The following is a 16,292-nucleotide window of genomic DNA, read 5'->3' as shown; positions in this document are numbered from 1 at the left end:
CGTGTAAATCAATTTGATTTGCACGTCTTTTATAGGTATTGGAATTTTTATGATGAAGGTAAATTAGAAAGGTTTTGAACTTGTTCCAAAATGGAACAGGTTTAAATGGAAAGTTTAAGGATTGCAATCCCTAAATATGTTATAATTGAAGAGTATAGGGATTACAATCCTTATATTTTTAAAAATAGAGTTGGATTAGGATTGCTATCCTAAAACACATATACTGATTATGTATTAACAGTGATATAGTGCTAGAAAAAGGAGGTTATGATGTCTTTAATTCAACGTGAGCAATACTTAGATTTTTTGAGACGCCATAAAGATCAAGATGTAATAAAAGTCGTCTCTGGTGTGCGCCGGTGTGGTAAATCTACATTATTTGAATTATTTAAAAAAGAATTATTAGACAGCGGTGTTAAACCAAATCAAATTATCTCTATTAATTTTGAGGATTTAGAGTATGAAGCATTACAGGAATATCACGCTCTTCATGAGTATATAGTAGAACGATTGATTCCAGACACTCCTGTGTATGTATTTTTAGATGAAGTACAGCATGTACCACAATTTGAAAAGGTCGTAGGGAGTTTATTTATCAAACCCAATGTGGATATTTATATTACTGGTTCAAATGCGTATTTTATGTCTTCTGATATTGCTACATTATTAACTGGCAGATATGTGCAAGTTGAGATGCTGCCGCTTTCTTTTAAAGAATTTCATAGTGCATACAGTCAGCAAAACTTATCAGATATGGATATATACAATTTGTATATTGAACATAGTTCTTTCCCAAGGCTTGTACATGTTGAAGATGAGGAAAGTATTGATGAATATTTGGAAAGCATTCTTAATACAGTTGTTTTGAAAGATATTGTAACGAGATTAAAAATTACAGATGTTCCTTTATTACTGGATATTATTAGATATTTATTGGCTAATATAGGGAGTCTGATTAATCCTACGAAAATTGCGAATACGCTCACTAGTTATGGCCGTAAAACGGATAATAAAACGGTTGAGAAATATTTACAAGGCCTTAAAGATGGTCTTTTAATCTATGAAGTTGATCGATTTGATGTAAAGGGGAAGGCATTATTACAGCGAAATGCTAAATATTATGTTGTAGATAGTGCATTCCGTAAGTTTTTATTAAGTCGCACAGATTCAGATCGAGGTCATATATTAGAGAATATAGTATATTTGGAATTGGTTAGACGTGGATATCATGTGTATGTGGGACATCAACAAAATGGAGAAATAGATTTTGTTGCTAAAAAACCACATCGTTTAGAATATTACCAAGTCAGTTATACCGTAATGGAAGATATTACATTACGACGTGAATTATCACCGTTAGAGCAACTTGATGATAACTACCCTAAATATTTACTTACAATGGATGTATTACATAAAACAGATAACCATAATGGTATAGAGCAAAAGAATGTTCTGGATTGGCTATTAGAATAGGCGAGGCAGCTTTCACAAAAATCCTTATAACAATAGCGCTAAACCCTTAAAAATGCTATAATAATATGATGAATTGTAATCAGTGTTAGTAAAATGAGGTGAGATTGTGGCAGACCAACAATGGTCCCATGGGAATATTCATCCCGTTCAGATTGATAAAGAAATGAAGAACGCTTATATCGATTATGCGATGTCCGTAATCGTAATGCGTGCTCTTCCTGATGTGCGTGATGGCTTGAAACCAGTTCATCGTCGTATTTTGTACGCGATGCACGAAACAGGCATGACGCCTAATAAACCGTACAAGAAATCCGCGCGTATCGTCGGTGACGTTCTCGGTAAATATCATCCACATGGTGATAGCTCCGTTTACGATGCGACTGTACGTTTGGCGCAAGATTTCAATACGCGCTACCTCTTGGTAGATGGCCATGGTAACTTTGGTTCCATCGACGGCGATAGTGCCGCTGCGATGCGTTATACCGAAGTGCGTATGGCAAAGATTACCCAAGAAATGCTTGCTGATATCGACAAGGAAACTGTTGATTTCATGCCGAACTATGATGAAAGCTTGCAAGAACCGACTGTATTGCCAGCGAAGATTCCAAATCTTCTCATCAATGGTTCCAGCGGTATCGCCGTAGGGATGGCGACCAATATTCCGCCGCACAACCTTAATGAGGTTTGTAATGGCCTTGAAATGCTCATCGATAATCCAGCTGTAACTGTGGACGAATTGATGACACAAATTAAAGGCCCTGACTTCCCAACTGGGGCGCTTATTTTGGGCCGCGATGGCATTAAAAAAGCGTACTCCACAGGTCGTGGCAGCGTAAAAATGCGCGCTCGTGCAACCATTGAAGAAATGGCGAAGGGCAAGCATAAAATCGTAGTGACTGAGATTCCATACCAAGTTAACAAGGCTCGCGTTATCGAAACGATTGCGAACTTGAGCCGCGACAAGGTCATCGATGGTATCACAGCACTTCGCGACGAATCTGACCGTCAAGGTATGCGCATCGTTATCGAATTGCGCGCTGACGTGCAACCAGATATCGTGCTCAATAAATTGTATAAACATACTCAATTACAAGAATCTTTCGGCGTGATTATGTTAGCCCTCGTGGATGGTCATCCTCGCGTATTGAATTTGAAAGAAGTATTGGGTTACTACTTAGATCATCGCCTCGATGTAATCGTACGCCGCACTCAATTCGAGCTTAACAAAGCCGAAGCGCGTGCTCACATCTTGGAAGGCTTGTTGATCGCCCTCGACCACATCGATGAAGTTATCGCTACCATCCGCAGTTCTCAAACTGATGAAATCGCACGTAACGCATTGATGCAAAAATTCGGGCTTTCAGAAAAACAAGCAGTAGCCATCCTCGACATGCGTCTACGCCGTTTAACAGGCTTGGAACGCGAAAAAATCGAAGAGGAATACAAGGAATTGTTGGCATTGATCGAAGATTTGAAAGCTATCTTGGCTAGCGAAGCGCGTCAACGTCAAATCATCAAAGAAGAACTAGAAGATATGAAGAAGAAATACGGCGACCCTCGTCGTTCTGAAATCACTATCGATACGTCCGACCTTGATGTAGAAGACCTCATCGCTGACGAAGAGATGGTTATTACCTTGACTAAACAAGGTTATATCAAACGCATGAACGCGAACGTATATCGCAACCAACATAAAGGTGGCGCTGGCGTTATCGGCATGAAGACGAAGGAAGATGATTATGTAACGCAAATTATGCATGTTCGTACGCATAATACATTGTTGTTCTTCACGTCCACTGGCCGTACATATCGCCTCAAAGCATACGAAGTACCTGAAGCAGGTTCCCGTAATTCTCGCGGTACTGCTATGGTTAACGTATTGCCACTCGCTGTGGGCGAATCTGTTACGACTATGATCGACCTTGAACGCATCCATGAAAATGTAAACTTATTCATGGTTACTGAGTTCGGCGTTGTGAAACGTACGGCTATCGAAGAATACCGCAATATCCGTCGTTCCGGCCTCAATGCGATCAACCTCGACGAAGGGGACCGCTTGATTTGCGTTATCGTAACCACAGGCAACCAAGATATCTTGATTGGTACGAAACTTGGCATGGCCATCCGTTGCAACGAAGAGGACGTTCGTCTCATGAAACGCGCGGCTCATGGCGTGCGCGGCATCAAGTTGAAAACAGGCGACGTTGTTGTAGGCGCTGGTGTTCTTGACTCTGATGAAAGCGAAGCACAAGTGTTCACCATTTCCGAAGAAGGGTATGGTAAACGCAACGAAGCGGATGCGTACAATGTACAAAAACGCGGCGGCATTGGTACAAAGAACTTCCGCATTAACGACAAAACCGGCGATGTAGTAGCCGTTGAAGTCGTTCATAATGATGACGAAGTGATGCTCATTTCCGAACAAGGTAAAATTATTCGCTTTAACATGAATGACATTGCTGTGAAAAAAGGCAAGGCCATTTCTGGTGTGAAAACACAAAACCTCGACGAAGGTGATAAGGTAGCTAGCATTGCTGTTATTCCTGCATCTGAAATCGAAAGCGAAGATTAATATCGTATATGTCATATAGATTTGTATTCTATATGCAAAGTAACGAAAATATACTATATCTAACATAGATATGCACAATTGGCGATCACCTATGTGGTCGCCACTCGTGTTATACAGGACGAGCAGTCGCTTTATCTATTAGGCCCTGACGTTGTGTAGGGGCCAAACCACAATCATGCCCATATATAGTTGAATGAATAAAGGATTGAATAGGAGAGAATGATGAAAAAATGGTTAGCTGCCATCATGGCAGCAGGATGTATATTTTTCGGTGGCTTTGGCGTAGCTAATGCCGCTGATTGGTACTACGTTGATGCGGACACAGACGATTCCGCATGGTTTATCGATAACTCATCTGTGTTTAAAACAGATTCTATGGCTCGTATTTTGGTGAAAGCCAACAATGTAGAAGGTTATACTTATATCTATACCGTTGAAATCAACCGCCCAGATAGCACTTGGACAGAAGTTAACGCCACTGTGTATAGCCAATCTGGCGTACCGTTGTTGAGTAGCAATGAAAAACAAAAACCTGTAAAAATTGAGAAAGATACAATAGGATCAGAAGTAATGCAGGCCCTTTGGGGAAAATAAAATTTAATATAGATATTTGGAACTCAATTCTCTGAACAGTATCCGTGATACGTATGCTTAGGGGTTGATGGGGCCGAAAAAGCCTCCACCGGCCGGGTCTGACTTCGGCCTACGGCCTCCGCAGGGCCAAAGTCGTTTTTTCGGCCCCATCAATCCCATTTTGCATCTATCATTTATACAAATTCAGAGAATTGAGTTCTTTTTATCTACAAAATTATTTTCCACAAAGGACCGGAGAAGGAAGATATATTTTTATTTATTTATCGCCTAAATTGTATTAAAATTAGGGGAGAAATATTCGTATAGGGGAAAGGTGGTGTGGTATGCGTAGTTTTGATTATCGGCGGCTCGGGGATTGTCTGTGGGATGGCGAGGTTGTGTCATTGGTTTCACAGATTCACGAGTATAAGGGGCGGCAGGATTTGTTTGTATTGCAGCGGCCTAGTAGTGTGGCGCGGCTTGTGGATATTGCGAAGGTGCAGAGTGTAGAGTCATCGAATCGTATTGAAGGTATTGTGACGACGAAGGCTCGTATTCGGTCGTTGGTGGCGAATAAGACGACGCCTCGTAATCGGGATGAGGAAGAGATTATGGGGTATCGTGATGTGTTGAATACGGTGCACGAACATTATGAGCATATTATGCTGACGAGTAATATCGTGTTGCAGTTGCATCGTGATTTATACGCTTATTCGCATAAGAATATTGGCGGGCAGTATAAAAATGTGCAGAATTCAATTATTGAGCGGCTTGCAGATGGTTCTGAGGTGGAGCGCTTTAAGCCTTTGGCACCCTATGAAACGCCGAATGCTATAAATGAAATCTGTCATAGTATTAATGCGGTTCTTCAAGATAAATCGGTGGATCCTTTGCTTGTGATTCCTGTATTTATACACGATTTTTTGTGTATTCATCCTTTCAATGACGGCAATGGGCGTATGAGTCGGTTGTTGACGACGTTGCTCTTGTACCAAAATGGGTACATGATAGGCAAGTTCATTAGTTTAGAGCAAAAAATTGAGCGCACGAAGGACAGTTATTATACGGCGCTGGCCCAATCTGGTGCAGGGTGGCACACAGGGGATGAGGATGTGGTCCCTTTTGTTAAGTATATGCTCCGCGTTATTTTGGCGGCGTATCGTGATTTTGAAAGCCGCATAGAATTGCTGCATACGTCGTTATCTGCGAAAGATCGTATAAAAATCATAATTGGTGCCACTATTGGTAAGGTTACGAAGGCGGGAATTCTTGAGAAACAACCAGATTTAGCTGTGTCTACCGTAGAAAAGGCGTTGAAAGAACTTGTAGAAGAGGGCTTTATAGAACGGCATGGTGTGGGACGAAGTACATTTTACGTAAAAGTATCGCAAAAAATTAGCTTTCACGCAAAATACATTTAATATATGGTATAATAAATTAAATTTGATTTTATACGAGGTGAAATATATGAAAAAATTATTAGGTACATGTTTAGCGGCTGCTGCAATTTGCGCATGCGGTTTCGGTTCTGCTAGTGCTGTTAACTGGCAAGTATTTGGTCAAGATAGTGCTGGTATTACTTGGTCCATCGATCAAGATAGCGTTCAAAAAAGCGATAAAACTGCAACTGTTATGATCAAAGCCCAAGATTCTGAAGGTTATCACTTCATCGCTACTGAAGAATTCAACCACAAAAAGAAAACTGTAAAAGACCAAAAAGTTGTATTGTATAACCCACAAGGTTACGCAGAACGCGAAGATAAAGTTGATGGCAAAGACCGTCCAGTTGTTGCTGGTTCCCCATCCGAAGCAGTTTACAACTTCTTATGGCCACAACAAGCAAAACAAGGTAAAAAATAATATACACCTTATAAGACAAAGCAGCTCGAATGAGCTGCTTTTTTGTGCTTTTAGAGAAGAAGTGAGTTTGAGTTATAGGACAAAACATGTGGGTAAAAACCCTTGTAACACTAGATAATATCTGATTTGATGAAGGCTGTATCTTCTTTGATAATTTAGTATAACGTAATATAGTATATCGTAATATACTATATCGTGTTATACTAAACGCCAATTCCTACCATCCTAGTTCGTTGATGAACAGCCTTCTTATTTGTTATGCTAGTAATATAGGAGAAATTAAAACTTTCACAATAGGTATGATTATACAGAACGAGGAGGTCCTCATGTCCCAATTTGAATTTATCGACAAACGCGTGCCGATTGCGCTCGACAACCCGTCCATTTACCACGACATTTCGAAGTGTAAGAATTGCACCTTGTGCCGTCGCGCTTGCGCTGATGTGATGAGCGTGCTCGATTACTACGACCTCGAGGCGACTGGCGATGTGCCGGTGTGCATCCACTGCGGTCAATGTGCGGCTGCATGTCCATTCGATTCCATGCATGCGAAATCCGAGCTTGATAAGGTGAAAGCGGCCATTGCCGACCCAGACAAGATTGTTGTCATTCAAACGGCACCGGCTGTGCGCGTGTCCATCGGTGAAGGATTCGGTTTTGAACCAGGCACATTCTTAGAAGGCAAAATGGTGAGCGCCCTTCGCAAACTTGGTGCTGATTACGTAGTTGATACGAACTTTGGCGCGGACTTGACCATCATGGAAGAAGCATCCGAGCTCGTGGATCGCTTGAACAATGGCGGTACCATCCCTCAATTCACGTCCTGCTGCCCTGCGTGGGTGCGCTTTGCGGAAATCTATTTCCCTGAACTCATTCCGAACTTATCCAGCACCCGTTCTTGCATCGCTATGGAAGCGGCCATGATCAAGACGTACTTTGCTGAGAAAAAGGGCATCAATCCGGCGAACATCGTGTCCGTCAGTGTTAACCCTTGTACGGCGAAGAAGGCCGAAACTAAGCGTGTTGAGGAAAATGCGGCGGCTCGTTATTACGATGATGAAAGCCTCGGCATGGATACGGATATTTCTATTACTACACGCGAATTCATTCGTTGGCTCAACGACGAAGGTGTTGATTTTGAAAGCCTAGAAGATTCTCAGTTTGATGATTTAATCGGCATGGAAACTGGTGCGTCCATCATCTTTGGTAATACGGGCGGCGTTATGGAAGCGGCTATGCGTACAGCGTACAAGCTCATTACTGATAAAGAGCCACCTCCATATGCATTAACTCACCTCGAAGACGTTCGCGGTATGAACGGCGTTAAAGAAGCGACCGTACAACTCGGTGATGACGTAACATTGTCCGTTGCTGTTGTACACGGCGGCAAGAATACCCGTGACTTCCTCAACGCTTTGAAAGAAAACGGCAAACACTATGACTTTATCGAAGTTATGGCTTGCCCTGGCGGTTGTATCGGTGGTGGTGGTCAACCACGCACCAAATTACCACAAGCCGTAAAAACAAAAGAAGCCCGCATCGGCGGACTTTACAAAGCTGATGAAGAATACAAATACGTGGCATCCTATGAAAGCCCTGAAATCCAAGAACTATACAAAAACTTCTTGGGCGAACCACTAGGACACAAAGCTCACGAACTATTACATACACACTTCACAGACCGTAGTGCACAACTAGGGGACCGCAAAGATGTGGTGCCTGAAACATGCCCTACATCACCTAAATACAAAGGGTAATTAGGGTAGAAGCCCCCATCTGTTCCAAAATCCTCCACCGGCCGGGTCTGACTCTGGCCTACGGCCTCCGCAGGGCCAAAGTCGGTTTTGGAACAGATGGGGGCTTTCTCTATATACTTTTGTATAAAGGTGATGTCAGGGCATTGTTTCTGGAGAAGGGAGAAAGCCGACACGCTACTGCGCTACGCGGAGCCCGAAGTCGTTTTGAGGGGCCGATAGGGTCTTTCTCTATATACGTTTGTGGTTTAGGTGATGTTAGGGCATTGTTTTTTAGAGAGAATACACCGGCCGGGTCTGACTCCGGCCTACGGCCTCCGCAGGGCCAAAGTCGGTTTTGGAACAGATGGGGGCTTTCTCTGTGTGCGTTTGCATAGAGGTACTGTGAGGGCATTGTTTTTCATTTATGGTAAGTAATTTACACGTATGTGATTGTATACTTGTCTTAAGGATGGTATTGTTATTTTGAATGGACCGAGTTGTATATACAAGGTTTGGTCAGTGTAGAGGTTAGTAAGGGGATTAAGAGCTATGATTGACGAACGGGTTGTGGAGAATAATATTTTTAGTTTTGCGACGAATGAGTTGTCGCAGGATGCATTTATTTGTTGGTGTTTGAATTGGATTAATATGCCTGTTCGTGATGATAATGCAAGTGGGCGTCAGTTTGGGGCTCGGTTTTTATCTCGTTTGTTGAATGAGGCTTATGATGTATCTGGTGTTAACCAGATATATATTTTTAGGCAGTTACTTAATATTGATGTGCTTGTATTGGTTCCAGAACTACAAGTAGCTTTAATTATTGAAGATAAAACATCATCACAGGAGCATGGTAATCAGATCAATCGGTATAAATATTTGCTTTCAAAAACATTTGAATCAAATCAATACAATGGATTGGATATATATCAACATCTTTCAGATGATAAAAAGGAACAACAGCAAAAACGTGATGAGACTACTTGCTGGGGCGCGGTGAATAGTATTCGATGGGCATTACGAGATGAACCGGGAGAATTGGATTTGTCAAAGTATACGATTCATACTGCGTATTTGAAGACGGATTGGTTCAATGATGATGACTGGAATACGGTTTGGGAACTGGAGAAGGATCCAAAGGTTAATACCTATGTGGATGGGCCAGAGTTCTTATCCTTGTTACTGTCTTGTCGTGAGTGGAATAATCCAATTTTAATGAGCTTTGTGGATTATTTGAGCTCTAAAATTAGGGCTACTATAGAGCATAGCTGTTTTTGGGAATACTATAAGGATATTGATGGGCATATTCGTTTTTATATCCAAGATACTGCAATTGCCCAACGGAGATTTTTGCAGACTGTATTTAATCAGCCAAATCACGAAGCACCATTTATGACCGACTTGAAACAACACGTTGAGAATATTGACGATTCGTATGTATATGGTCGTATAGATGATGCGTCTCATACTCATACGATTCAGCATGGTAGCAGCTTTGGTACCCCTTGGTCTTTGATGCATTTTTGGCCACGTTCTCTAGACCGAACTGTTGATGCCGATTATTGGGGCTTTCAAAATACAAGTGAGGATAATTTAACTGTTAAGCCCTATATGTTTTGGCGCGTTGATAAAATTAAAGAAGGTCCAGTTTTGAGTTTACGTTACTATACGTGGTGGGAAAAGGGCGCCGGTGATAATGGTGAAAGCAATACCTGCTCATATAAAACCTGTGTGTATAACTATATTAAAGAGTATATATTATCATTAGAGAAGATTTCTGCCAAATTGGAGGCTATTAATAAGCTATATTGTTGTACAGCTGATAAGGGAGATATATGCTCTGAAGGTAATTTATATAAGCAATATGAAAACACTCTATTACAATTTAAATTGCATAAGATACTAATTGATTGGAATGATGCGGATAAGCGTGCACAATTTATATCCTTAATGCGTGATTTAAATGCAGAATTAACGCAGGAGATAGAAGACGTGAAATGGGATCTTGTGCGTAAAGGGGTGCTAAAGTAGAGGTGACCTTATGACAGAGGAAGAGTTATATAATCGTTATCATGAAATACAATCAACATATGTAGAGGTTAGATTTATTGATGGAGAGTCATTAATAGGTAAGTTAGATTCTTTTGTTTCTGGCGTTAATAATGAACCTGATGAAGCATCGATATATGTTGGTAGTTACGAATTGTATGCTAGTGAAATCAGTGAAATAGTAGAGGTTTCATGATGTATTAGTAATAGTATTCAAGGCTTATAATTTTAGGGATAATAATAGCATAGATTATAAAAGACTCGTATCACAGCAAATGATACGAGTCTTTTATGTTTATGTATTTTATTCGTAATAGGAATCAGCTAATTGACCATCTTGGTCTTGGATGATCCAGTTATTGTTGTTTTTTACCATGGTTACATTGCCGGTGAATGTTTGGTGTTTGATGCGGCCGTTAATGAGGTCTTTACTTTCAATGCGATAATTATATACGACAGTGTCTGGTGAGACGGATACAGCTTTTGCTGAAAGTAATGTGGTGGATAGGGTTGATTTATATCCATTGCGCCAGTAGTCGTAGGTACCGAGGCTAGCACGTTGTTCATCAGATAGGTATGTGTAGGCATTAGCAAAGTCTTTATTGGTTAGGTAGCGATAGTAGTTCTGCAACGCTTTTGTACTTTCTTCAACCGCATTATTTTGTGCCACTGATTGTGTATTTGTTGATGCTGGTTGTGGGGCAGGTGTAGCTTTCACAGATGAATTATTACTGGTAGTATTTGTAGAATAGTGGGTAGGTGTTGTATTGTTTATAGGATTAAAACTAGTAGCGATAGTAGCAGCGCTCAAACCAATGCTTATGCTTATGAGTACGACATAGGCAATGATATACAATGCGGTAGATGTGGAGGTTGGCGAAGGCCGGAGCCCATATTGTCGTTGGATTTCTGGGGTGATTTGGATGTAGGAGGTTCTTTCACCATAGTTATTAGTATATGTATCACCTTTGGTTAGCATTAAGATTAAGAACCAAATGGGTCCTACGATAGGAATAAAGTTGATAAGGAAGAACCAACCAGATTTATTGGTGTCATGTAGACGGCGGACTGCAATAGCTAAGCCTGGAAGTATTAATGCTAATTCGATAATACCTAGTAGGACATATAAGACGATAACAGTCATGATATTATTAGATACTAATTTAATGATACCCATTATGATAGGGATGATTGTTAGACAAAGAGAAATCATCAAATTATATCTGAAAAATTCGCTACGACTGGCACGACCTTGAAATTCAGCATATTTCTTGGTGAGCACAAATGTAAGTGTGTCTAGTTCATTGAGTTCAAAAGGATCCCAGTCATAAACAGGATTGTTCTTTTGTGTTGGTGGAGTTCTTACTGTTTCTGGTGTAGTTATTGTGTTAGTAACTGGTGTTCCGCAATTGCTACAAAATGAGGTATTGGGTTCTAATGGGTTACCACAATTGTTACATGTTAATTGTGCTTGCTGTTGACCGCAAATACTACAAAATTTAGCGCCCTCTGGTACAGGGTTGCCGCAATGTTGACAAATCATGATTTTCTCCTTGTCTTGTTTTGTATATGATAGGAATATATTTTAATTTTAACCCTACAAATCATACAGCTTCAAGTGATTTAATTCCTGAATTTTTTCTTAAATGTTTCTGAATTTTTCATCTTATTGAAATAGACTGTTTCTTTTGATTTTATGCAGTGACAAAGAATGTGAATTGGTTTAGCACTTGTTTTTGAATACGCATAATATAATCGATGTCCATCAGCGGTTTCCATATGATAAACAGGGAATCCCAATGAATTGATTTTGCTGTTATGAGTGGCATCGATTTGTGTTGGATCATCGGCTGCATATAGGCGAGTGAGCATTTTTTGGATATGAATGCGCACTGTTTGATTAGTACTTGTATAATCCGCTAAGAATTGTTTCTCTAGTTCAAATTTTTCGTAAATTTGTTGTAAATCCTTAGCATCATTTAGACGCTTTGCATCGTTCTCATATGCTTTTTCATCTTCTGCCATCAATTGTAGCTGCGTTTCTAGCTCATGAATTTTTTGTGCCGATTGATTTTCTTGGTCTGTCATCCGTTGTTGGAGTAATTTATTTTCCTCTTCGAATTCCTCGCTACATTCTTGGTAATAAGTAGATTCCTCTTGTAATGTTTTATTTTGTGACTTTAATTCTTTATTACGTGCTTTTAGTGCATCTGACTCTTTAATTTGTGCTTGATATTGCTTTTCTATCTGTTTTCGATTTTCTTGTGCCGTGCTTAGCTGTTGTGACATTACTTTAATCTGCTCTTTTAAATCATCCAGAACATGTTGGTCTGTATGACTTGGATTTGCTTGTTGTTTTTGTAATACCTTTTCTAGCTTTTGTTTAGCGGCTTCTATTTTTTGTGCTTTTTCCTGTGAAAGTATTAAATCTTTGGAGAGAATTTTTACTTTATCATTTAATTGGATGATTCGGTATTGGTTATTTTTATATTCTTGATATTCGATGGAGTCACTGGTAATCCATAAAGGTGCTCCATTTTCGTCGACGGAGAAGCTTTTACCATAAATCGTCATAGCAATGAATACAACAACAGACATCATGGCAGAGGTTAATTTTCCGGAGGTTTTGATGAGGGAGTAAATAGAATAGCCACCCAATGCACACCAGCCAATCGGTCCTGCGATGATAGAAACGCCTTTAGCCACACCGGTATAGACAGCAAATGGAAGGGTGATGCCTAAGAAACTCGTAAATATGGCATGGATAATTGTATTGATAGCGATGTAAGCCCCAAAGGAACTGCCGATGGTGATAAGCGAACCAAGGCCTACGCCAGATTTTAGAAAGCTGTTACGCAATACTTCACCACTTAAATGGTCTGTTTGCAAGGACTGTTTGATTAATTCTTTGCGGTCAGACGATAAGTTATCCAGTTCCATGTCGAGTTGGCGAATCATTTCATCCCGCTCTGCATCACTTTGTTTTTCTAGGCTAGAAATGATGGATTGCAGTGTCTTTTGGTAAATAATATCCGCCTTTTGCTCAACATCTAACTCTCCATTAATGGAAGAATCTGTTTTAGCGGCACTTACAATAATTTTGTTAGATAATAGGGCTAGACTGCTATCTGGCACATCTAACTCCTCGCGAACCTCTTCAATAAATAATGTATAGAGTTGCTCTTGAGAATAGCTTTGTAATGCGTGAATCTCTTCTTTAATTTTATTGTTGATATCTTGATGATTTTCCTTACTTTCACGTTCAATCTCATCATTTGTTTTCGTAGATTTCCCAAAGAAACTCATAACCGAGTTGAAAGCTTTTTTCCCCGTGGTTACAGTGTTATTGAACTTATCTGAGAAAACATTTTTCATCGTTTGCTGACGAAGCAGCGCAATTAAATAGGATAACTCCTCTTTAGAGGCATTTTGTAAACCATCAAACAGTGTAGGTGCTTGATATATTTTATAAGTAAATTTATTAGTAGCCATAACGTAACCCTTCCCTTACACATATATTCATAAAACCTTCATATTTTATATAGTATCATACAACAACCCTTCGGGAAATTGTTTATGTTGAAGCTTTGATATTACTTACTATTTATTGTATATAATTAAAAAGATAGAGTTGATATGCGTCGTAATGTAGATATACTATAAGCACAAAAAACTCTACCCTAGATCTCCTAAGGTAGAGTTTTCATCTATAAATCTCTATAATACGATGCTTATTGTATCGTATATTTGTTTGATATATAATTAACATAAGATAGTTAGACGAGGTTGGGCCTCTCTTCGTTATTGAAGGGAGGGGTAAGCCTATGAGTGATTATGAAATCATTATGCTCCTATTACAGGTGATGACTGTGGTTATCGCCTTTGGAGCATTAATAGCGCTTATTTGTCTAGGAAAAGACAAATAGCCCTTCGTTATCTTTGATAATTCGATAACAGAAAGGCCATTTCCTAATATTTTATAGATTTCGAGATGAGCCTGACGTATCCACTCGTCTGACTATCTTCTTATATTATAACGATGGTTTAGTTCATCGTCAAATGTAGATGATCACAGTCGTTATTTTGGGATATGAATAGTACTTATTTGTCTAGGAAAAGACAAATAGCCCTTCGTTATCTTTGATAATTTGATAACAGAAAGGCCATTTCTACATGTATATGTAATTTCGAGATGAGCCTGACGTGTCCACTCGTCTGACTATCTTCTTATATTATAACGATGGTTATGTTCATCGTCAAACATAGATGGTAGATAGAGTTTTGTTTATAGGAAGTATTATGCGTTACATTACGATTTGCACAACCGGCATATTTAATGCCATTCGGCCGTCCTTGTTCCCGCCGATAGAGGGAAAGGGAGCGACGACGTTTTGCTTGGATTAGATTTTAATACAGGCGGGATCATCCCATTTTATGATGAGGAGCAAGACGATGTAGTTGCCAATGGTCCTTATATTGAGCTAGAGCGGCAGAGGATTCGAGCGTTCGTTAAGGCCGTATGGCACTTTCACCTAGATCACATGGACCAAGCGTGCTGGGACGAACTCGGTACCTTGTGGGATGCGACCTATGACAATCCAAATTATGCGCGCCATACGCAGGATCATTACGCGTACCTTGAATGCGTCAAATACATGGTGAAATTGGCCGTTCATTTTGGCGACATCCATCGGGCCGAGCTGTACAAGCGGAACTTACAAACCCTCATCGATAAGGAGTATCGATTTGGCTGGGCCGGTACCGCATTAGGCTATCCATGGAATGCGTCAGATTATAGTATTATGGCTCAGATTAATGAAAGCCTTGGCAAATTAGACCTTGCGAAGGAGCAATACGATAAGGCTTATGCCTTGGTGAGCTTTTCCCAAGACAAATGGCGCTACTTTGAAGGCAAACATGGTAACATCTGGGATTTACCAATCGCCGTAGACCCAGAGGAGACACAACCTACATTAACCGAATGGTTAACAAACTATACACCGAAATTCTCTACCATTGACGAGTACAAGAAGGCATTGGTATCTTGGATGAGTTATGTATCCCATTAAATAATATTGTTTGAATAGTATATATGCATGAAAATAGCCAGTATCTTTGAAGAGAGGTACTGGCTATATCTATGGATTATATAAATTGGCTATTGCATTGAAATTTGTGTTGTGTTAAAACAGTTTAAAACATGTTATGTAGAAAGGCGATATATATATGAAACAGTATTTAAAACAATTTGCTACATCAAGATGGTTTGATTTAATCGGCGTGGTACTCGTAGTTGGCATTGCAATCTCTGCAGGATATCTTAATTCTCGACTTGAGAAATTTGTAGATTGGGGACCATGGACTGCGTTAGTTCCATTTGGTCTTATTTCTGTTATCAATGTTGGTATTTCCATGTTGTCTACACGATTTACTGGCCAATTGAACAAATGGGGTAACTATCTTGGCATTGTTAATACTGTGTTATCAGGTGTAATTGATTTCATTCTTGGTAATAAAGCCGCGATTATTACATATCCTGTTACCTTTATTATTTATACATTTGCTATAAAAAAATGGAAAGCATCGCATGATGGGATTCCTAATACGATGAGTCCATCACAAAAACGATGGGTAGGATCTATGATTACTGTGATGGCTTTTATTTTTTCTATCATAGCTAACTTTATAGGGTTTAGCGGTCATATTAATTTCTTATCGATTCTTACAACGATTGTATTTGCCTTATCTCTCATCGCTAATCTATTTAACGCTCTAAAATTAAATACACAATGGCCATTTTGGATGGTCTATAATATCGTTCAGCTTCTAAAAGCATTCACTCAAGGAAACTTTGCCAATGTTGGTAAATATGTATTTTATATTCTTAATGCCATTGGTGCATTGCTAGTTTGGAATGATAAAGAAGCGAAATAAACATTGTGCTTGTATTTAGATTTATAGCCAGTATCTCGACAATGAGGTACTGGCTATTTTATGTATAGACAGGCTATAATGTTTATAAAATAAAAGCT

Annotated in this window: 12 protein-coding genes; 10 read left to right on the top strand and 2 right to left on the bottom strand. The window is 39.7% G+C overall.

Annotated elements, in window-relative coordinates; all coding sequences use genetic code 11:
- Positions 1 to 270 precede the first annotated feature (270 nt).
- The 8 genes from VIHSUH07_RS02510 (at position 271) to VIHSUH07_RS02475 (ending at position 10,456) form a co-directional block, all read left to right on the top strand.
- Positions 271 to 1,473, top strand: coding sequence for an ATP-binding protein (locus tag VIHSUH07_RS02510; RefSeq protein ID WP_105083776.1), 1,203 nt, complete (start codon positions 271 to 273; stop codon positions 1,471 to 1,473).
- A 106-nt stretch (positions 1,474 to 1,579) separates the two neighbouring features.
- A complete protein-coding gene (gene gyrA / locus VIHSUH07_RS02505; protein ID WP_105083775.1) occupies positions 1,580 to 4,045 on the top strand; it encodes a DNA gyrase subunit A in 2,466 nt (821 codons plus the stop codon).
- Positions 4,046 to 4,267: 222 nt separating this feature from the next.
- Entirely contained in the window at positions 4,268 to 4,639 is a 372-nt protein-coding gene (locus VIHSUH07_RS02500) for a hypothetical protein (protein ID WP_038125125.1), read from the top strand.
- Positions 4,640 to 4,962: 323 nt separating this feature from the next.
- Positions 4,963 to 6,039 carry a Fic family protein gene (locus VIHSUH07_RS02495; protein ID WP_105083774.1) on the top strand — a complete coding sequence of 359 codons (1,077 nt, stop codon included), beginning with the start codon at positions 4,963 to 4,965 and terminating at the stop codon, positions 6,037 to 6,039.
- Positions 6,040 to 6,085: 46 nt separating this feature from the next.
- Positions 6,086 to 6,478: a hypothetical protein gene (locus VIHSUH07_RS02490; RefSeq protein WP_005375898.1), complete on the top strand. Its 393-nt coding sequence runs from the start codon at positions 6,086 to 6,088 to the stop codon at positions 6,476 to 6,478.
- Positions 6,479 to 6,804: 326 nt separating this feature from the next.
- Positions 6,805 to 8,235 carry a [FeFe] hydrogenase, group A gene (locus tag VIHSUH07_RS02485; protein WP_105083773.1) on the top strand — a complete coding sequence of 477 codons (1,431 nt, stop codon included), beginning with the start codon at positions 6,805 to 6,807 and terminating at the stop codon, positions 8,233 to 8,235.
- 528 nt (positions 8,236 to 8,763) lie between these two features.
- Complete coding sequence (locus tag VIHSUH07_RS02480; protein WP_105083772.1) at positions 8,764 to 10,242, top strand: PD-(D/E)XK nuclease family protein; 1,479 nt, start codon at positions 8,764 to 8,766, stop codon at positions 10,240 to 10,242.
- 10 nt (positions 10,243 to 10,252) lie between these two features.
- Positions 10,253 to 10,456, top strand: coding sequence for a hypothetical protein (locus VIHSUH07_RS02475; RefSeq protein WP_105083771.1), 204 nt, complete (start codon positions 10,253 to 10,255; stop codon positions 10,454 to 10,456).
- Positions 10,457 to 10,564: 108 nt separating this feature from the next.
- Here the strand turns inward: VIHSUH07_RS02475 and VIHSUH07_RS02470 are convergent, their stop codons facing one another.
- Both VIHSUH07_RS02470 and VIHSUH07_RS02465 read right to left on the bottom strand, forming a co-directional pair.
- On the bottom strand, positions 10,565 to 11,803 hold the full coding sequence (locus tag VIHSUH07_RS02470) for a zinc-ribbon domain-containing protein (RefSeq protein WP_105083770.1): 1,239 nt from the start codon (positions 11,801 to 11,803) through the stop codon (positions 10,565 to 10,567).
- 80 nt (positions 11,804 to 11,883) lie between these two features.
- A complete protein-coding gene (locus VIHSUH07_RS02465; RefSeq protein WP_105083769.1) occupies positions 11,884 to 13,752 on the bottom strand; it encodes a hypothetical protein in 1,869 nt (622 codons plus the stop codon).
- 899 nt (positions 13,753 to 14,651) lie between these two features.
- Here VIHSUH07_RS02465 and VIHSUH07_RS02460 point away from each other — a divergent pair.
- Positions 14,652 to 15,329, top strand: a complete 678-nt coding sequence (locus VIHSUH07_RS02460) for a hypothetical protein (RefSeq protein WP_233187801.1) — start codon at positions 14,652 to 14,654, stop codon at positions 15,327 to 15,329.
- Positions 15,330 to 15,486: 157 nt separating this feature from the next.
- Positions 15,487 to 16,194 carry a nicotinamide mononucleotide transporter family protein gene (locus VIHSUH07_RS02455; RefSeq protein ID WP_105083768.1) on the top strand — a complete coding sequence of 236 codons (708 nt, stop codon included), beginning with the start codon at positions 15,487 to 15,489 and terminating at the stop codon, positions 16,192 to 16,194.
- Positions 16,195 to 16,292: the final 98 nt, after the last annotated feature.

Origin of the sequence: Veillonella sp. T34266-5, assembly GCF_002959815.1 — a bacterium.
GTDB classification, from domain to species: domain Bacteria; phylum Bacillota; class Negativicutes; order Veillonellales; family Veillonellaceae; genus Veillonella; species Veillonella atypica.
This window is presented reverse-complemented; position numbering and strand designations above follow the sequence as displayed.